At 62.9% G+C, this 16,874-nt stretch carries 20 protein-coding genes, 1 tRNA gene and 1 pseudogene; 9 read left to right on the forward strand and 13 right to left on the reverse strand.

The genetic code is table 11. The annotated features are described in order from the left end of the window. The first annotated feature begins 77 nt into the window (after window positions 1-77). The 7 genes and pseudogenes from WMW70_RS13185 to WMW70_RS22130 all read left to right on the forward strand — a co-directional run. Window positions 78-1,274, forward strand: coding sequence for an amino acid aminotransferase (locus tag WMW70_RS13185; RefSeq protein WP_341437952.1), 1,197 nt, complete (start codon window positions 78-80; stop codon window positions 1,272-1,274). A gap of 65 nt (window positions 1,275-1,339) precedes the next feature. Continuing rightward, window positions 1,340-1,415 (forward strand) — tRNA-Asn (locus WMW70_RS13190). Window positions 1,416-1,802: 387 nt separating this feature from the next. After that, on the forward strand, window positions 1,803-2,012 hold the full coding sequence (locus tag WMW70_RS13195) for a hypothetical protein (protein WP_341437953.1): 210 nt from the start codon (window positions 1,803-1,805) through the stop codon (window positions 2,010-2,012). Between the two features lie 142 nt (window positions 2,013-2,154). Beyond that, window positions 2,155-2,391, forward strand: coding sequence for a DUF2061 domain-containing protein (locus WMW70_RS13200; protein ID WP_341437954.1), 237 nt, complete (start codon window positions 2,155-2,157; stop codon window positions 2,389-2,391). A 160-nt stretch (window positions 2,392-2,551) separates the two neighbouring features. Next, entirely contained in the window at window positions 2,552-3,850 is a 1,299-nt protein-coding gene (locus tag WMW70_RS13205; protein WP_341437955.1) for a serine/threonine protein kinase, read from the forward strand. 28 nt (window positions 3,851-3,878) lie between these two features. After that, the gene (locus tag WMW70_RS13210; RefSeq protein WP_445942146.1) at window positions 3,879-4,619 is read left to right on the forward strand and encodes an MlaA family lipoprotein; all 741 of its coding nucleotides are present in this window, start codon (window positions 3,879-3,881) and stop codon (window positions 4,617-4,619) included. 74 nt (window positions 4,620-4,693) lie between these two features. After that, window positions 4,694-4,987 (forward strand): annotated as a pseudogene (locus WMW70_RS22130) (MerR family transcriptional regulator); the annotation flags it as partial. 283 nt (window positions 4,988-5,270) lie between these two features. Here WMW70_RS22130 and WMW70_RS13215 read toward each other — a convergent pair. The 10 genes from WMW70_RS13215 to ccmA all read right to left on the reverse strand — a co-directional run bounded on the left by WMW70_RS13215 (window position 5,271) and on the right by ccmA (window position 12,870). Beyond that, window positions 5,271-5,594: a hypothetical protein gene (locus WMW70_RS13215; protein ID WP_341437957.1), complete on the reverse strand. Its 324-nt coding sequence runs from the start codon at window positions 5,592-5,594 to the stop codon at window positions 5,271-5,273. Further along, on the reverse strand, window positions 5,591-6,796 hold the full coding sequence (ccmI, locus tag WMW70_RS13220) for a c-type cytochrome biogenesis protein CcmI (RefSeq protein WP_341437958.1): 1,206 nt from the start codon (window positions 6,794-6,796) through the stop codon (window positions 5,591-5,593). Before ccmI ends, WMW70_RS13215 begins: the two co-directional genes overlap by 4 nt. Further along, window positions 6,796-7,311: a cytochrome c-type biogenesis protein gene (locus WMW70_RS13225; RefSeq protein ID WP_341437959.1), complete on the reverse strand. Its 516-nt coding sequence runs from the start codon at window positions 7,309-7,311 to the stop codon at window positions 6,796-6,798. Before WMW70_RS13225 ends, ccmI begins: the two co-directional genes overlap by 1 nt. Continuing rightward, the gene (locus WMW70_RS13230) at window positions 7,308-7,844 is read right to left on the reverse strand and encodes a DsbE family thiol:disulfide interchange protein (protein ID WP_341437960.1); all 537 of its coding nucleotides are present in this window, start codon (window positions 7,842-7,844) and stop codon (window positions 7,308-7,310) included. Before WMW70_RS13230 ends, WMW70_RS13225 begins: the two co-directional genes overlap by 4 nt. After that, window positions 7,841-9,814 carry a heme lyase CcmF/NrfE family subunit gene (locus WMW70_RS13235; protein WP_341437961.1) on the reverse strand — a complete coding sequence of 658 codons (1,974 nt, stop codon included), beginning with the start codon at window positions 9,812-9,814 and terminating at the stop codon, window positions 7,841-7,843. The genes WMW70_RS13230 and WMW70_RS13235 overlap by 4 nt, the downstream gene beginning before the upstream one ends. Beyond that, on the reverse strand, window positions 9,811-10,299 hold the full coding sequence (gene ccmE, locus WMW70_RS13240) for a cytochrome c maturation protein CcmE (RefSeq protein WP_341437962.1): 489 nt from the start codon (window positions 10,297-10,299) through the stop codon (window positions 9,811-9,813). Before ccmE ends, WMW70_RS13235 begins: the two co-directional genes overlap by 4 nt. Beyond that, on the reverse strand, window positions 10,296-10,472 hold the full coding sequence (gene ccmD / locus WMW70_RS13245; protein WP_325509378.1) for a heme exporter protein CcmD: 177 nt from the start codon (window positions 10,470-10,472) through the stop codon (window positions 10,296-10,298). Before ccmD ends, ccmE begins: the two co-directional genes overlap by 4 nt. Further along, a complete protein-coding gene (locus tag WMW70_RS13250) occupies window positions 10,469-11,227 on the reverse strand; it encodes a heme ABC transporter permease (RefSeq protein ID WP_341438053.1) in 759 nt (252 codons plus the stop codon). Before WMW70_RS13250 ends, ccmD begins: the two co-directional genes overlap by 4 nt. A gap of 73 nt (window positions 11,228-11,300) precedes the next feature. Further along, on the reverse strand, window positions 11,301-11,972 hold the full coding sequence (gene ccmB / locus WMW70_RS13255; protein WP_341437963.1) for a heme exporter protein CcmB: 672 nt from the start codon (window positions 11,970-11,972) through the stop codon (window positions 11,301-11,303). A 217-nt stretch (window positions 11,973-12,189) separates the two neighbouring features. Beyond that, window positions 12,190-12,870 (reverse strand): cytochrome c biogenesis heme-transporting ATPase CcmA, encoded by a 681-nt coding sequence (gene ccmA / locus WMW70_RS13260; protein ID WP_341437964.1) that lies wholly within the window; start codon window positions 12,868-12,870, stop codon window positions 12,190-12,192. A 305-nt stretch (window positions 12,871-13,175) separates the two neighbouring features. Here ccmA and fliK point away from each other — a divergent pair, with 305 nt between their 5' ends. Beyond that, a complete protein-coding gene (gene fliK / locus WMW70_RS13265; protein ID WP_341437965.1) occupies window positions 13,176-14,717 on the forward strand; it encodes a flagellar hook-length control protein FliK in 1,542 nt (513 codons plus the stop codon). Continuing rightward, window positions 14,714-15,040, forward strand: coding sequence for an EscU/YscU/HrcU family type III secretion system export apparatus switch protein (locus tag WMW70_RS13270; protein WP_325509382.1), 327 nt, complete (start codon window positions 14,714-14,716; stop codon window positions 15,038-15,040). Before fliK ends, WMW70_RS13270 begins: the two co-directional genes overlap by 4 nt. A gap of 28 nt (window positions 15,041-15,068) precedes the next feature. Here the strand turns inward: WMW70_RS13270 and WMW70_RS13275 are convergent, their stop codons facing one another. The 3 genes from WMW70_RS13275 to WMW70_RS13285 all read right to left on the reverse strand — a co-directional run bounded on the left by WMW70_RS13275 (window position 15,069) and on the right by WMW70_RS13285 (window position 16,874). Further along, the gene (locus WMW70_RS13275; protein ID WP_341437966.1) at window positions 15,069-15,473 is read right to left on the reverse strand and encodes a DUF2802 domain-containing protein; all 405 of its coding nucleotides are present in this window, start codon (window positions 15,471-15,473) and stop codon (window positions 15,069-15,071) included. A 3-nt stretch (window positions 15,474-15,476) separates the two neighbouring features. Next, a complete protein-coding gene (locus WMW70_RS13280; protein ID WP_341437967.1) occupies window positions 15,477-15,956 on the reverse strand; it encodes a chemotaxis protein CheW in 480 nt (159 codons plus the stop codon). 105 nt (window positions 15,957-16,061) lie between these two features. Further along, on the reverse strand, window positions 16,062-16,874 hold the full coding sequence (locus WMW70_RS13285; RefSeq protein ID WP_341437968.1) for a CheW domain-containing protein: 813 nt from the start codon (window positions 16,872-16,874) through the stop codon (window positions 16,062-16,064).

A 16,874-nucleotide genomic window follows, 5' to 3' on the forward strand; every position in this document is an offset into this window, starting at 1 on the left:
CTTACGCAACCCCTAGCCCCAGTCGTAGCAGGGTGTTGCCTGACCCTCATCTCTCCTCTTCAAGAGCTGCCGCCTCCATGAGTCTGTTCTCTGCCGTCGAAATGGCACCGCGCGATCCCATCTTGGGCCTCAATGAAGCATTCAACGCCGATACCCGTGCGACCAAGGTCAACCTGGGCGTCGGCGTTTACTACAACGAGGAAGGCCGAATTCCGCTGTTGCGCGCCGTCGCTGAAGCCGAAAAAGCCCGCATTGAAGCCCATGCACCGCGTGGCTATCTGCCGATCGAAGGCATTGCAGCCTATGACAGCGCCGTGCAGACACTGTTGCTGGGTGCCGACTCCGAACTGATCGCCGCTGGTCGGGTAATCACCACCCAGGCCGTGGGCGGAACCGGCGCACTGAAAACCGGCGCAGACTTTCTCAAGCGCCTGCTACCGAACGCAGCAGTGGCCATCAGCGACCCAAGCTGGGAAAACCACCGCGCGCTGTTCGAATCCGCCGGTTTCCCGGTGCAGCATTACCGCTACTACGACGCGGCCAGCCACGGGGTGAACCGTGCCGGCATGCTCGAAGACCTGAGAAATCTGCCGGCCCGCTCCATCGTCGTGCTGCACGCCTGCTGCCACAACCCGACCGGCGTCGACCTGTCGCTGGACGACTGGAAAGCCGTGCTGGAGGTAATGCGCGAGCGTGAACACGTGCCGTTCCTGGATATCGCCTACCAGGGCTTCGGTGACGGCATCGAACAGGACGCCTTTGCCGTGCGCCTGTTTGCCGAATCGGGCCTGCAGTTCTTCGTTTCCAGTTCCTTCTCCAAGTCGTTCTCGCTGTACGGCGAACGCGTCGGTGCCCTGTCCATCGTCACCGCCAGCCGGGAAGAAGCCGGCCGCGTGCTCTCGCAGGTCAAGCGCGTCATCCGCACCAACTACTCCAACCCGCCGACCCACGGTGCCACTGTGGTCGCCAGCGTGCTCAACAGCCCTGAGTTGCGCGCCCTGTGGGAAGACGAACTGGCCGGCATGCGCGAACGCATTCGCAGCATGCGCCTGAGCATGGTCGAACAGCTGACCGCCCTGAGCAGCAAACGCGATTTCAGCTTCGTCGCCCAGCAACGCGGCATGTTCTCCTACTCGGGCCTGACCACCGAGCAGGTCGAGCGCCTGAAAAGCGAGTTCGGCATTTACGCCGTCGGCACCGGGCGCATCTGCGTCGCCGCGCTGAACCAGCGCAATCTGCCGGCCGTGACCCAGGCCATCGCCCAGGTGCTCTAAGCCGCCAAGGGGAAGTCCTGAATACTTGACTTCCCTTTCCGAATCAGTAGGATACGCGCCGTCATTCCGCGATAGCTCAGTCGGTAGAGCAAATGACTGTTAATCATTGGGTCCCAGGTTCGAGTCCTGGTCGCGGAGCCAAACTTAAGAACCCAGCCTAACCGCTGGGTTTTTTATTGCCTGCGGACTCTCACCGGGACTACGTCCCAGGTTATTCGCTGCGCTCACCCCTTCGGGGCCGTGCTAAAGCACGTTCAGCTTCGCTGTCGAGTCCTGGTCGCGGAGCCAAATTCAAAGCCTCGGTATAAACCGAGGCTTTTTTGTATCCGCCGGACTCTCGCCGGGCTCAGCCTGGCCAGGCTAAGGTGATCCCTGGCAACTTCGACTTCGATCAGCGCTATCAGCGCGGCAGACAGCATTCTTGAGCGCCGGGGCAATGACCTGCAGCGCAGGAAGACGCGGCGCTCTGTACCAGGCTCATGGCAATCAGCAGGCTGCCCACGGCCAATCGGCGGTTTTCTGGGCAGCGTGATCGGGGCCTCATCGGCCGCTGGCCAGCATCACGGGCACTTTGCCAAGCTGGTAAATAAAGCCATTAGCCACAGTGACATGGTGCTGGTGGCACAGACCCATAGCGAGCAGGAAACCCGCGTGGCCCGAGAGGTGATCAAGGCCACCTCAGGCCTGGTCAAGGACATCAATATGGCCAATACCGCAACCCAGCTGACGTCGCCTTGAGTCCTGGCTCTGGCAACTTGTGAGCCAGGGCCAAATCGATCGATAAAAACTATCGACAGCATCCAAACAAGAATCTTTATCAATAGTTACTGAGCGCCTAGGCTGCGTAACAACAGAGAACGATTCTTAATCGAGGTGCGCCATGCTCAAGACCCTGACCTTTACCTTGATGCACTTCTGCATCGCCTTCGGGGTGACCTATGCGCTGACCGGCAGCGTTGCGGCCAGCGGCCTGGTGGCCGCCATTGAACCGCTGTGCAATTCCGTGGGTTTCTACTTCCACGAGAAGCTGTGGGCCAGGATGGCCGCCCGCAAGAACAGCGCGTCATCTCCTGCCCCCGCCATTCCCCGGCATGCCTGGTTGCATCACCTGGCCTGAGCCGCGGGCGGGTTATCCGCCATAGCCCTGCCGCACTCACCCCCTGGCCTGCTCCGGCTGGGGTATATGAAAATAAATAATAAAAACGCACTCTATGCCGACTCTGTGGTCGAATGACGCCAGCTTACGTCAGCTTGTCTACTAATCGAGAACTCCTGTCATGCCGCACCTCTTCCGCTTGGTCGCCTTGCTCAGTGGAATGGCCTTTACTGGCCAGCTCCTGGCAGCCGATATCGATGCAGCTAGTTATGGCTACCCCCTGAGCAACCCCTTCGAAGCCACACTCGCCACCACCCCCGTAGAACTGCGCCCAAATCTGCCGGCCGACGCCGATATCGACCAGGACGATTATCGGGTCAGGCTGCGCCCCGAACGCGAATTCGAACTGCCGAAGAACTTCTGGCCGGTGACCAAGATGGGTTATCGCCTGGCCAAGCAGCGCGGCGAAGCACCCTTGATCTTTATCATCGCCGGCACTGGCGCGCACTACAGCAGCAGCACGCCGGAATACCTGAAAAAGCTGTTCTATGGCGCGGGCTATCACGTGGTGCAGCTGTCTTCGCCCACCAGCTACGACTTTATGACCTCGGCCTCGCGCTTCGCCACCCCGGGCATCACCCGCGAAGATGCCGAAGACCTGTACCGCGCCATGCAGGCGGTCAGGGCTCAGCACCCGCGGCTGAAAGTCAGCGAATATCACCTGACCGGTTACAGCCTGGGCGGCCTGCAGGCTGCCTTCGTCAGCGAGCTCGACGAAACGCGGCGCAGCTTCAACTTCAAGCGCGTGCTGCTGCTCAACCCGCCGGTCAACCTCTACACCTCGATCAGTAACCTGGATCGCCTGGTGCAGACCCAGGTCGAGGGGGTCGACAGCAGCACCACCTTCTATGAACTGGTGCTGGCAAAGCTGACCCGCTACTTCCAGGCCAAAGGCTACCTGGATATCAACGACGCCATGCTCTATGACTTCCAGCAGTCGCGCGAGCAGCTCTCAGACGAGCAGATGGCCATGCTGATCGGCGCGGTGTTCCGCTTCTCGTCCTCGGATATCGCCTTTACCTCGGACCTGGTCAATCGCCGCGGCCTGATCACCCCGATCGACTACCCGATCGATGACGGCACTAGCCTGACGCCATTCTTCAAGCGCGCCCTGCAGTGCAACTTCGACTGCTACATGACCGAGCAACTGATTCCCATGTGGCGTGCCCGCTCTGACGGCGGCAGCGTGGCGCAGCTGATCGACCAGGTCAGTCTGTATGCCCTGACCGATTACCTGAAAGGCAGCAGCAAGATCGCCGTGATGCACAACGCCGACGACGTGATTCTCGGCCCGGGCGACCTCGGTTTCCTGCGTAAAACCTTCGGCGATCGCCTGACCGTCTACCCTCTCGGCGGCCACTGCGGCAACCTTAATTACAGCGTCAACAGCGACGCCATGCTGGAGTTCTTCCGTGGCTAAGCCTTTCCATAACGCGCTTTTCGCAAGCCTGATCCTCGTCAGCAGCCTGGCCCAGGCGCAGCACGCAGCCGATGACGACGGTTTCAAGCAGCCGATGCAGCATCTGCAGATCAACCCAGGCCTCGATCAGCGCGAGTTCGAGCGCTCGAGCCTCGGCGCGCTGCAGGTCTATGACCCGCTGGAGTCCTGGAATCGCCGGGTCTACCACTTCAACTACCGCTTCGATGAGTGGGTGTTTCTGCCAATCGTCGATGGCTACCGCTACGTCACCCCCAACCTGGTGCAAAGTGGTGTCAGCAACTTCTTCAGCAACCTGGGCGATGTGCCTAACCTGCTCAACAGTGCGCTGCAGTTCAAGGGCAAGCGCGCCATGCAGACCACCGCGCGCCTGCTGCTCAACACCACAATAGGGGTCGCCGGCCTGTGGGACCCAGCCACCCGCATGGGCCTGCCCAAGCAGCGTGAAGACTTTGGCCAGACCCTGGGTTTCTACGGCACGCCGGCAGGTCCCTACCTGATGCTGCCGCTGCTCGGCCCGTCCAACCTGCGCGACACCGGCGGGCTGGTGGCGGACTTCGCGGCCAGCAGCCAGGTCAACCTGCTTAACGTCGCCGAAACCAGCGTGCACCATCCGGAAATCACCCTGCTCGAAATAGTCGACCAGCGCTCCACGGTGAACTTCCGCTATGGTCAGCTCAACTCACCCTTCGAGTACGAGAAGATCCGCTACTTCTACCATGAGTCGCGCAAGCTGAAAATCGCCGAATAAACCTGCGAGATTGACCCAAGGGCCGCCCCCAGGTTTTAACCTGGCGCGGCCTTTGTCGATTCTGGAGATGGAATATGCGCGTAACCCAACTGGCCAAAGCCGCCGGCGTCAGCAGTGAGACCGTACGTCACTACACCGATCTTGGCCTGCTAAGGCCCGCGCGCAACCGGGATAACGGCTACCAGGAGTATTCCAGCGCAGACCTGCAGCGCCTACGCTTTGTCGCCCGCGCCCGCCGCCTGGGCTTCAGCCTCAAGGATGTACAGGCGATTCTCGCCCGAGCCGAAAGCGGCAGCACGCCCTGCGGCGAAGTACGCGACCTGCTGGGCAACCGCCTGACGGCCCTACAGGCCCATATCGAAGAGTGTCAGCGTTTGGCCCTGGTTATGCGCAACGCCCTCGACGACTGGGCCGAGCGGCCCGAGTGCGCCCCCGATGGTCAGGCAATCTGCCTTGCTGATCGAAGACTTCGAGCTGCCCGAGGAAAGCCGCACGGCGACCCCCTGCCCGGCGCGTTGATCGACAGAAAGCCTAGAGAGCGAAGTGGCTGGCTCATGGGCAAATCCGCCCAGGGCTGGCGAGCGCCCCGGATTGCCTCCGGGTACCGGGCTGCTGGCTGGGCTCTGAGTCATCCAGCCGTCTGCACTGCGCTTACTGGGCGTAACGCCGATACAGGCCCGGCGGCACGCCGCTGCTGTCGGTTGGCTGCCAGGGGCCCTGCGGATTGGTCGCCCAGCTCCAGCCGTTGTTCCAGCGGTAGTAGGTACGCTCGCGGTAGTACAGGTCACGTGCGCCAGCCACCACATACACCGTCAGACGCCCATCCCAGTGGCTGTCTACCCCAGGCGGCGGCGCATAGCGCGGGTGCGACTTGGCCACCGACGGTTGCGCGATCGGGGCGCTGACCTGCTGTACCGCGCAACCAGCCAGGCTCGACAAGCCCAGCGCCAGCACCAACGGCATCCAGCGCTTCATTGCGCCTGTCCGTCCGCGGTGTCGATGGTCAGCTGCTGCAACTCGGCGGTGCTGCTGGCCAACGGCTGGCTGCGGCCGACCCATTCGCCAGCGGTGGCATTGCCGCTGCGGGAAATCCGCGCCACCAACTGCACCTGCTCGAACCCGGAAATCTTCAGCTGCGGCATCATCGCGTCGCTATCCGACAGGCTGACCTGCGCCGGCAGGTCGGCCACGGTCAGGCGCTTGACCGCCAGCGGCATAGGCGGGCCGGAGGCCGCTCGAGCGAAGACGAACACGCTGTCGCTCGGTTGCACCTGATCCTGCAGCGCTGCGGCCAGTTCGACCTTGACGGTCAGTTGTCCCGCCGCCGCTGGCGTTTGCGCCTTCTCTGTCGGCACGCCAAGGCGCTCACGGGCACGTTCGATGCCACCCTGAATCGCTTGCCGCGAAGGGTCCTGCTCCGGCAGTACCGCGACCAGACGCTCCCAGAAGCCGATGGCCGCCGTAAAGCGCCCCTCTTCATAGGCGGCAATACCAAGCAGACCGAGACTGGTAACTTCCTCCGGGTCGGCCTTCAAGGCTTCATCGGTGAGCGCCTGCATCTGCTCGTTCCATTGTTTGTTGCCGGCAAAGTACAGCGCCTGGGCCCACTGCCCGAGCAGTTCAGGCTCACGCCCGGCGACGCCGACGGCACGTTCGAAAGCCACCGCTGCATCGCTCGCCCGCTCCTGAGCCATATAGGCGCGCCCAAGGAAGTACCAGCCTTCGGCTGAATCGGGATTGCTCTGCACCGAGGCTTCCAGGCGCGCGGTCATCTCCTCGATGCTCTTCGGTTGCGCGGCAAAGGTACGCGCCTGTTCCAGTTCGTCGATGGCTCCCCAGTGCTGATACAGGCCAAAGCCCAGCACTGGCATCAACAGGGCTGCCAGCAGCGGAATCGTCCGGCCCAGGGCGGCGAAGCGACTCGAAGCCCCTGCACCCTCGGTGTCGGCCAGCAGCTCGCGGGCCGCTTCATCGCGGCCATGCTGCAGCTGTTCGTCGTTTAACGCGCCGGCCTCGTGCTGGCCTTGCAGCTCCTGCAGACGCTCCTGATAGAGGCTCACATTGAGCGCGGTACGATCCTCTTCCGCTTGCGCCTTGCGCCCGCGCAACACCGGAATCAGCAGAAAAGCCAGGGCCACCAGCAACAGCAGGCCGGCGCACAACCAGAATTCGATCATCAGTCTTTCTTATCCACAGGCGGTTGATTATTGGCAGGCCGTTGGCTGGCTGGCGGTTGATTAAGTAGGGCGGCCAGACGCTGCTGTTCATCCGTAGACAGACCGCAGGCCACGGCATTCTGTTTGCCGCGGCGACGCAACAGGATCACCCCGAGCAGGACGAAGCCACCGACCAGCAGGCCGCCAGGGCCGTACCAGAGCAACAGGGTGCGCGCGGTTACCGGCGGTTTGTAGAGAACGAAATCGCCATAGCGGCTGACCAGAAAATCAATGATCTGCTCATTGCTCTGGCCCTCCTCCAGCATGCGGAAGATCTGCGCACGCAGGTCCATGGCAATCGGCGCGTCGGAGTCGGCGATATTCTGGTTCTGGCACTTGGGGCAGCGCAGCTCTTCCACCAGGTTGCGGTAACGCTCGCGCTCGGCCTCGTTGGCAAATTCGTAGGTATCGATAGCGGCCTGAGCGCTGCCCAGTAGCGCCAGACCCAGTACGGCGGCGCTCAACAGACGTTTCATGGCTGGACCTCGTCGACTAACTCTTGATACAGCGGAGCCAGCTGCTCGCGCCAGACACTCTCGTCGATCACGCCGACAAACTTGTGGCGAATGATGCCGTCCTTGTCGATCAGGAAGGTCTCGGGTGCGCCATACACGCCCAGGTCCAGGCCCAGGGTACCGCGGGCATCGTTGATATTGAGCTGGTAAGGATCGTGGAACTCCACCAGCCACTTCTGCGCGGCGGCGTTGTCGTCCTTGTAGTTGACCCCATGGATGGTTACGCCGAGCGCGGCCAGCTTGTTCAGTACCGGATGCTCGACCCGGCAGGCCACGCACCAGGTGGCCCAGACATTGACCAGTGCCGGCTTGCCCTTGAGGTCGGCCTCGCTCAGCGTCTTGCCGTCCTGCACCGCTGGCAGGGAGAACGCCGGAAATGGCTTGCCGATCAACGCCGAAGGCAGCTCTCTGGGGTCGAGGAACAGACCACGGTAGAGAAACAGCGCGACACCGAGAAAAATCGCCAGGGGCAGTATCAGGATCAGCCGTTTCATGCCTGCACCCCCGCCATACCCAGCGCTTCACGCACCCGGGTCTTGACCTTTATGCGGTAGCGCTTGTCCGTCGCCGAGAGGAAACCGCCCAGGCCCATCAGCAACGCACCCAGCCAGATCCAGCGGACAAAGGGCTTGATGTGCACGCGCACCGCCCAGGCTCCGTTGTCCAAGGGCTCGCCCAGGGCGACGAACAGGTCACGGGTGATCCCGGCATCGATCCCCGCCTCGGTCATCACCGACTGCTGCACGGTATACAGGCGCTTCTCCGGGTGCAGCACGGCGATCTGCTTGCCCTCCTCGAGGATGCGCACCGTGCCCTTGTCGGAGGTAAAGTTCGGCCCTTCGAAGTGTTCGGCCCCTTCGAAGACGAACTGATAGCCACCGATTTCCACCGACTCGCCGGGAGCCATGCGCATATCGCGCTCGAAACTACCGACACTGGTGAGCACCACGCCAAGGGCGCACACCGCCATGCCCAGGTGCGCGGTCTGCATGCCCCAGTAACTGCGGGTCAGGCTCGGCAGGCCCTTGAGCAGGCCCTTGTGGCGGGTCTTTTCATAGATGTCGCGCAGCCCGGCCAGCACCACCCACAGTGCCAGCAGCCAGACACCGAGCACGGCCCAGTTGAAATCGCCCAGCAGCAGGCTCGCCAGCACCGCCAGGACCACGCTGCCGATCAGCACTGGCGAGAGCATGCCGAGCAACCAGCGCAGCGGCGTGTCCTTCCAGCGTACCAGCACGCCCACCGCCATCATCGCCATCAACAGGCCCATCAAGGGTACGAACAACGCATTGAAGTAAGGCGGGCCGACCGACAGCTTGGTGCCGCTGATGGCATCCAGCACCAGGGGATAAAGGGTGCCGAGCAGGATCATCGCCGCCGCCACCACCAGAATGATGTTGTTGACCAGCAGCAGGGTTTCCCGCGACCACAGGACAAAACCGACCTGACTCTTGACCACTGGTGCGCGGATGGCGAACAGCGCCAGGGAGCTGCCCACCACAATCAACAGGAACGCCAGGACAAACACCCCACGTTCCGGGTCGCTGGCAAAGGCATGCACCGAGGTCAGCACCCCGGAACGCACCAGGAAGGTCCCAAGCAGGCTCAGGGAGAAGGCGGCAATGGCCAGCAGTACGGTCCAGCTCTTGAACACGCCGCGTTTCTCGGTCACCGCCAGGGAGTGGATCAGCGCGGTGCCGACCAGCCAGGGCATAAAGGAGGCATTCTCCACCGGGTCCCAGAACCACCAGCCGCCCCAGCCGAGTTCGTAATAGGCCCACCAGGAGCCCAGGGCGATACCGATGCCGAGGAAAGCCCAGGCCACCGTGGTCCAGGGCCGCGACCAGCGCGCCCAGGCCGCATCCAGCTTGCCGCCCAGTAGTGCGGCGATGGCGAAGGCGAAGGCCACCGAGAAACCGACATAGCCCATGTAGAGCATCGGCGGGTGAATGATCAGGCCGAAATCCTGCAGCAGCGGATTGAGGTCGCGACCATTGGCGGGAGTATCGAACAGCAGGCGCTCGAAGGGGTTGGACGTGATGATCAGAAACAGCAGAAAACCGATGCTGATAATGCCCATCACACCCAGTACCCGGGCGAGCATTTCCTCCGGCAGCTGGCGCGAGAAGATCGACACGGCGAAGGTCCAGCCAGCCAGGATCAGGCCCCAGAGCAGCAGCGAACCTTCGTGCGCCCCCCATACGGCGCTGAACTTGAAATACCAGGGCAAGGCCGTGTTGGAATTGTTGGCGACATAGGCCACGGTGAAATCGTCGACCATAAAGGCGTAGGTCAGGCAGACGAAGGCGAACAGCATAAAGCTGAACTGGCCCCAGGCGGCAGGCTGAGCCAGGCTCATCCACTGGCGGTCGCCCCGCCAGGCACCGACCATCGGCAGAGTGGCCTGCACCAGCGCCATGCACAGGGCCAGGATCATGGCCAGATGGCCGAGTTCGGGAATCATTGCGCGTACTCCGATGGGGACGCCTGCTTGGCCGCTTTGGCCGCATCGTGCTGCTGTTTCATGCCGCTCTGCTCCAGAGCCTGCATGACCTCAGGCGGCATATAGTTTTCATCGTGCTTGGCCAGCACCTCGTCGGCGATCAGCACACCATCGGCATTCAACTTGCCCATGGCGACGATGCCCTGCCCTTCGCGAAACAGGTCGGGCAGAATGCCGCTGTAGCGGATGGTCACGTTCTTGACACCATCGGTCACCACAAAGTTGGTATCCAGCGAGTCGTCGGAACGCTTGACCGAGCCCTCTTGCACCAGGCCACCGGCGCGGATGCGGGTGTCCTGCGGGGCCTCGCCATTGGCGATCTGGGTCGGCGAATAGAACAGGTTGATGTTCTGCTGCAGCGCGCTCAGGGCCAGGGCCACGGCGATGCCGGCACCGGCGAGAATGGCCAGAACTATATACAAGCGCTTCTTGCGGACAGGGTTCACTTCGACTCCTCCCGGCGCAAACGACGCGCCTCGTCTTGCAGATAACGGCGGCGGGCCAGGATTGGCAGCGCCACATTCAGCCCCAATATCGCCAGGCTGATGGCATAGCAGGACCAGACATAAGGCCCGTGGGTGCCCATGGCGATAAACTCGCCAAAGCTGGCAAAACTCATAGCCCCTTCTCCACCTGCGCCTTGACGGCGACTTTGGCCCAGCTGCTGCGCGACTCACGCTTGAGCACTTCCAGGCGCATGCGCATCAGCAGCACCGCGCCAAAGAAGCAGTAGAAACCCAGCACCATCAACAGCAACGGCATCCACATCTCAAACGGCATGGCCGGTCTGCTCACCACACTAAAACTGGCAGGCTGGTGCAGGGTGTTCCACCACTCCACCGAGTACTTGATGATCGGGATATTAATCACCCCGACTATTGCCAACACCGCGCAGGCCTTGGCTGCGCTGTCACGGTTTGTGATGGCATTGCCCAGGGCGATCACGCCGAAATACAGGAACAGCAGAATCAGCATCGAGGTCAGGCGCGCATCCCACACCCAGTAGGTGCCCCAGGTCGGCTTGCCCCAGATGGCACCGGTCAGCAGGGCGATCACGGTCATCCAGGCCCCGATGGGCGCTGCCTGCTGCAGGGCGACATCGGCCAGCTTCATCTTCCACACCAGACCGACGATACCGGCCACCGCCAGCATCACGTAGATCGACTGGGCGAGGAACGCCGCCGGCACATGGATATAGATGATGCGAAAGCTGTTGCCCTGCTGGTAATCCGGCGGTGCAAAGGCCAGACCCCAGATCAGGCCCACCGTCAGCAGCAAGACCGCAGCCAGCGCCAACCAGGGCAGCCAGCGCGCGCTGATCTCGTAAAACCACTTGGGCGAGCCCAGTTTGTGAAACCACGTCCAGTTCATCAGGTCACTCATCAGTGCTAGGGCGGATCGCGGCGCAGGCAAGCGCCAGGATCAACCGGCCATTCAGGCTTATTGTCTACTCAGCGACGCTGATCTTGAGACCGGCGGCGATGGCGAAAGGTGTCAGGGTCACCGCCAGGGCGGTGAGGCTGGCCAGCCATAACAGGTGGCCCAGCGCCGGCAGTCCCTGCAGGCTGGCTTGTAACGCCCCGCTGCCGAGAATCAGCACCGGGATATACAGTGGCAGAATCAGCAGCGCCAGCAACAGGCCGCCGCGCTTGAGGCCCACCGTCAGCGCCGCGCCCACCGCCCCCAGCAGGCTCAAGACCGGGGTACCGAGCAACAGTGAGAGCAGCAACACCGGCAGGCAACGCCCCGGCAGACCGAGCATCAGCGCCAGCACCGGTGCCAACAGCACCAGGGCCAAGCCGGAGAACAGCCAGTGTGCCAGCACCTTGGCCAGAACCAGAAGAGCCAGGGGGTGCGGCGAAAGGACCCACTGCTCCAGCGAGCCATCCTCGAAATCACTGCGAAACAGCCCGTCAAGCGAGAGCAGTACGGCCAATAGCGCCGCCACCCACACCAGCCCGGGCGAAAGGCTTTGTAACAACTGCGTCTGTGGGCCAACCGCCAGCGGGAACAGGGCAATCACAATGGCGAAGAACACCAGCGGATTGGCCAGCTCCGCGGGGCGACGAAACAACAGGCGCGCTTCACGGGCCAGCAGCAGGGTGAAAACATTGCTCATAACGTGCCCTGCCCTAGGGTCTGTTGACGTTTCGGCGCGAACCGCGTTGCTGCGAAAAATCGCGCCAGGCTAGGCGGAGGACGCAGACAATGGTGTTCCCTTGCCAAGTCCTCCAACACCGCATGGCGAGATTTTACGCGCAACCCGCAGGGCCGGGCCTGTTTTAGCGCGATGCTGCGTTTCTCGACACTCATTTGGAACAACCAAACTTCGTGTCTCATGCCTTGCCTCGCGCTAAAACAGGCTCCGGCGCGGCCGCGAACGAAACGTCAATAGACCCTAAATCAAGCTCGCGGTAACCGGCCGGCTTGACCGTCAATTCATGGTGCGTGGTCAACACCACGAGGCCGCCCTGCTGGCAATGCTGCGCCAGATGCTGCTCCAGCTGCGCCACCGCCGCCTTATCCAGCGCGGTAAAGGGCTCATCCAGGACCCACAGAGGTGGCCCCGGCAGGTACAAACGCGCAAGCGCCACACGGCGCTGCTGCCCGGCGGACAGAGTGTGGCAGGGTACATCCTCGAAACCGCGCAACCCCACCGCCGCCAGCGCCTGCCAGATGGCCTCGCGCTCGGCGGGAAGATGCAGGGCACAGAGCCAGGTGAGGTTCTCTTCGGCGGTGAGCAGGCCCTTGATCCCGGCGGCGTGCCCTATCCACAGCAGGTTGCGCGCCAGCTCCTCGCGCTGCGAGGACAGGGGTTGACCATTCAGGCGTACTTCCCCCGCCGTCGGCTGCATCAAACCGGCCAGCAGACGTAGCAGGCTGGTCTTACCGCTGCCATTGGGACCGGCCACCTGCAGCATCTCGCCGGGAACCAGACGCAGCTCCAGGCGTTCGAACAGCATGCGCCAGTCCCGCTCACAGGCGAGCGCCACGGCTTCGAGAAGGGGACTGGTCAAGGCATCGGCACCTAAGATGGATGGCAAGCTGTTCAAGTCGGCAGAGTCTTGGCCGCTATACTGGGGCAAGTGCAATGCGCAGCCGCCCCCAGAGGGTGTTTACAAAAGTAGCGAGCGATGGCCAGGCAAGGCGAAGCCAGCCGAAAAAGCGGAGTGTACGAGTAGTACATGAGCATTTTGAGGCGGACTTCAACACAGCATGGCCGAGCGCAGTATTTTGTAAGCACCCTCTCAGACGGGGCGCGATTATACATGCCATGCCCCGCCTCCCGCAGTGGGCATTTTCGACAGGTTGTAACCCGTTCATGAGCGAAATCAGCAGCCCGCGCCCGGTTTCACCGACGCCGCCGAGCAGTCGCGCCAATAACGTACCTGCCGATCTGGCGCTAAAGCTGCTGCAGCCCATGCAGGGGCTGCTGGCCAGTGGCGAAACCGCCAAAGCCGAAGTCATCGCCCTGAAGGAGGTGGCCCAGAGCTTCCAGGTGATGCTCAAGCTGACCCTGGAGAACGGTCGCCAGACCACAGTCGAAGCCAGTAGCCCACGCCCCCTGGCTCAGGGCACCGCGCTGGCGGTGACTGCCCTCTCGGAAACCCGGCTGGCGGTCTTGCTGCAGACCGGCACCGGCAAGGCCTTGACCAGCCTGGACCTGCAGCAACTGCCCATCGGCACCCTGCTGCAGGGCAAGGTGGAAGCCCGCGAACAACAGTTGCAGGGCAAAACCCAGCAGGTGATCTACAAGGTGGTCCTCAGCCTGCTCAATACGCCGCTGGCCGGCAGCAAGCTGGCCCTGGAAACCCCACTGCCACTGCCCCTCGGCAGCCTGCTCAGCGCCGAGGTGCAGGGCCGCCAGGCGCTGAACTTCCTGCCCCTGAGCGGCCGTCTCGACCAGCTGGTGCTCAGCCAGCAACTGACTACCCAGCACAATCGCCAGGGTTCCCTGGAGGGCCTGCTCACCGCCCTGCAAGGCCTGAGCACCAAACAAGCCCTGCCGGAGGGCCTGCGTACCAGCATCGACAAACTCCTGGGCGGCCTGCCCGATGCCGCCCAACTGAGCACGGCCAAGGGCCTGAGCCAGGCCCTTGGCGACAGTGGTCTGCTGCTCGAAAGCAAACTGCTGAGCGGCCAGGCTCACGCCCTGCCTACGGATCTGAAGGCCAACCTGCTGCGCCTGATCACCCAACTGCTGCCCAATACGCCCAGCGGCCAGCCGCTGGCCGCAGCCAATGCCGGTGCCGTGCTGGCCCAGGCCATGCCGGCTCTGGCGCGCAACCTGCTGGGCCTCGGCCAGATGAGCAGCCGCCAGCAGGCCCTGAACTTCCCCCTGCCCTCGCGCCTGCTGCAGGCCATGGACGGCGAAGCCGATCTGGAAACCCTGCTGAAACTGGCCGCAGCAGCGGTTTCCCGCCTGCAAACCCATCAACTGTCTAGCCTCGCGCAAAGCCAGGTCGGCCCGGACGGCAACCTGCTGACCACCTGGCAACTGGAACTGCCGATGCGCAGCCAGCAGGAGCTGGTGCCCCTGCAGGTCAAGATCCAGCGCGACGAGAGCAACAAATCGGACAAGCCCGAGAAGAAGGAAACCCTGTGGAAGGTCGAACTGGCCTTCGACCTCGAACCGCTCGGCCCCTTGCAAGTGCAGGCGCAGCTGGCCCAGGGCCGGCTATCGAGCCAACTGTGGGCCGAACGCAGCAGCACCGTCAGCCTGATCGATGGCGAACTGGACAACCTGCGTCAGCGCCTCAATGGTGTGGGTGTGCAAGTCGGCGAGCTGGCCTGCAACCAGGGCACGCCACCGCGCGGCCCGCGCACGACCCTGGAACAGCGCTGGGTGGACGAAACCGCATGAAGAAGACCGCACCACGCCAGGCCATCGCCCTGACCTACGACGGCCAGAACGCCCCGATCCTCAGCGCCAAGGGCGACGACGAACTGGCCGAAGCGATTCTGGCCATTGCCCGCGAGTACGAGGTGCCGATCTACGAGAATGCGGAACTGGTACGCCTGCTGGCGCGCCTGGAACTGGGCGACGCGATTCCCGAGCAGCTGTACCGCTGTATTGCGGAGATCATCGCGTTCGCCTGGTATTTGAAAGGGAAATGCCCGGCGGGCTTCGACCGCGACCAAGACATCACCCCACCCCTGCCCCTACTCGACGGTCCACAGCGCTAAACACGCCAGTGGTTTGCCAGGGACTGACTCAGGAGCGCTGGGTGCGGGCCTGCTGCATCTTGCTGACCAGCTCGGCTTCGGCCTTGCTCAGGCCGCAGGATTGGGTCAGGTCATCGACACTGGCCCCCATACCGGCCAGGCGCGCCGCCTGGGTAAAGGACAGACTGCTGGGGTCGCGCTGCTCCATCTGGCTCAGCTTGTCCGGCAGCGGTGCCACGACACGGCGCAACTCGTGCAGCTCCTCACCCATCCGCACGCTGCCGGCCAGGTAGGCATCCAGTCGCCGGTTCAACTCCTTGAGCCGCTGATCACGCTGCGCATCGCCCTCGGCCTGCAACTGCACGGCCTGGCGCAGCTGCCTGGTCAGCCAGATAGAAGCACCCAGCAACCCCAGACAGACCAGAGCCAGTAGCGCCAGCAGGGCCTCGAGCATGGCTCAGATGCTCTCCAGCTCGGACCATTCTTCTTCGCTCATCATCTTGTCCAGCTCGACCAGAATCAGCAGCTCGCCATTCTTGTTGCACACGCCCTGGATAAACTTGGCCGACTCGTCGTTGCCGACATTGGGCGCGGTCTCCACCTCGGACTGACGCAGATAAACCACCTCGGCCACGCTGTCGACCAGAATGCCAACCACCTGCTTGTCGGCCTCGATGATCACGATGCGGGTATTGTCCGTCACCGTGGTGGAGTCCAGACCGAAGCGCTGGCGGGTGTCGATCACCGTCACCACATTGCCGCGCAGGTTGATGATGCCCAGCACATAGCTCGGAGCACCCGGTACAGGGGCGATCTCGGTATAACGCAGGACTTCCTGCACCTGCATCACGTTGATGCCATAGGTTTCGTTATCCAGACGGAACGTCACCCACTGCAGAATCGGATCTTCAGAACCTTGTGCAGAACTCTTATTCATGTGCCTAGCCTCGTCATGAACCGCTTGCGGCGGCGATCGCGGGTGTTGGCCCCGCTGTCATTACTATAGTTGCAAGGCGGCGCTTCTCGCGTCACCGGAAAATATTCAATGCAGCCGGCCGGCCGCCATACGTTTGGCCGCACCACTGGCAATCAGCTCGGCCAGCGAGGCGATATCCAGCAGCGCGCACATATGCTCGATCACCGTGCCCGCCAGCCAGGGCCGCTGAGTACGCTGGGTACGCCACTTGACCTCGTTGGGGTCCAGGCGAATCGAGCGGCTGACCTGATGCACGGCCAGCCCCCACTCATAGCCCTGCACCGAAATCACATACTGCAAACCATCGCGAAAATCGGCGCGGTAGCGGTCGGGCATCACCCAGCGCGCGGTATCCAGCACCTTCAGATTACCCGCCTGGCACGGCAGTATGCCGAGAAACCAGTCCGGCTGGCCAAATAATGGCGTGAGTTCCTGCCCGGCCAGTGGATAGATCGAGCCCAGGCACACCAGAGGCACGGCCAGGGTCAGCCCGGCGACATCGAACAACAGGCACTCGAAGGGTTCCTGCGCCCACTCAGGACGACCGTCCGCCAGCACCCCGATGATCTGCGGCGGTGCAGGCTCGCTGCGGGTTTGCGCCACCGGTGCTGCCACCAAGACCTCGGCCAAAGGCTGGGCCACGGGCATTTCCACGGTCGGCATGACCAGGGCCTGAGCAACCTCCTCGACCTGTGCCGGGGCCGCCGCCACCTGCGGCGTGACCCGGGCATCGCGCACCTGTTCCTCGAGCACGGCGGCCTCAAACTCGTCCAGCCCGACGCTATCAGCCAGCTCGACCGCAGCCTCCTGCAGCAAGCCGTCCAGATAGGACTGCAAAGCCAGTTGCGAACGTGTAGCGGTAACCAGGGGACGACTCAT

Origin of the sequence: Pseudomonas sp. XK-1, assembly GCF_038069885.1 — a bacterium.
In the GTDB taxonomy this organism is placed as follows: domain Bacteria; phylum Pseudomonadota; class Gammaproteobacteria; order Pseudomonadales; family Pseudomonadaceae; genus Aquipseudomonas.

What these genes read in the sequence shown, in the direction of transcription:
- ccmI (WP_341437958.1), bottom strand. Translation starts at nt 6,796, where the DNA reads ATGATCGAATTCTGGTTGTGCGCCGGCCTGCTGTTGCTGGTGGCCCTG.
- WMW70_RS13270 (WP_325509382.1), top strand. Translation starts at nt 14,714, where the DNA reads ATGAAGAAGACCGCACCACGCCAGGCCATCGCCCTGACCTACGACGGC.
- WMW70_RS13275 (WP_341437966.1), bottom strand. Translation starts at nt 15,473, where the DNA reads ATGCTCGAGGCCCTGCTGGCGCTACTGGCTCTGGTCTGTCTGGGGTTG.
- fliK (WP_341437965.1), top strand. Translation starts at nt 13,176, where the DNA reads ATGAGCGAAATCAGCAGCCCGCGCCCGGTTTCACCGACGCCGCCGAGC.
- WMW70_RS13185 (WP_341437952.1), top strand. Translation starts at nt 78, where the DNA reads ATGAGTCTGTTCTCTGCCGTCGAAATGGCACCGCGCGATCCCATCTTG.
- ccmD (WP_325509378.1), bottom strand. Translation starts at nt 10,472, where the DNA reads ATGAGTTTTGCCAGCTTTGGCGAGTTTATCGCCATGGGCACCCACGGG.
- ccmB (WP_341437963.1), bottom strand. Translation starts at nt 11,972, where the DNA reads ATGAGCAATGTTTTCACCCTGCTGCTGGCCCGTGAAGCGCGCCTGTTG.
- WMW70_RS13215 (WP_341437957.1), bottom strand. Translation starts at nt 5,594, where the DNA reads ATGAAGCGCTGGATGCCGTTGGTGCTGGCGCTGGGCTTGTCGAGCCTG.
- WMW70_RS13230 (WP_341437960.1), bottom strand. Translation starts at nt 7,844, where the DNA reads ATGAAACGGCTGATCCTGATACTGCCCCTGGCGATTTTTCTCGGTGTC.
- WMW70_RS13200 (WP_341437954.1), top strand. Translation starts at nt 2,155, where the DNA reads ATGCTCAAGACCCTGACCTTTACCTTGATGCACTTCTGCATCGCCTTC.
- WMW70_RS13205 (WP_341437955.1), top strand. Translation starts at nt 2,552, where the DNA reads ATGCCGCACCTCTTCCGCTTGGTCGCCTTGCTCAGTGGAATGGCCTTT.
- WMW70_RS13225 (WP_341437959.1), bottom strand. Translation starts at nt 7,311, where the DNA reads ATGAAACGTCTGTTGAGCGCCGCCGTACTGGGTCTGGCGCTACTGGGC.
- WMW70_RS13280 (WP_341437967.1), bottom strand. Translation starts at nt 15,956, where the DNA reads ATGAATAAGAGTTCTGCACAAGGTTCTGAAGATCCGATTCTGCAGTGG.
- WMW70_RS13235 (WP_341437961.1), bottom strand. Translation starts at nt 9,814, where the DNA reads ATGATTCCCGAACTCGGCCATCTGGCCATGATCCTGGCCCTGTGCATG.
- WMW70_RS13285 (WP_341437968.1), bottom strand. Translation starts at nt 16,874, where the DNA reads ATGAGTCGTCCCCTGGTTACCGCTACACGTTCGCAACTGGCTTTGCAG.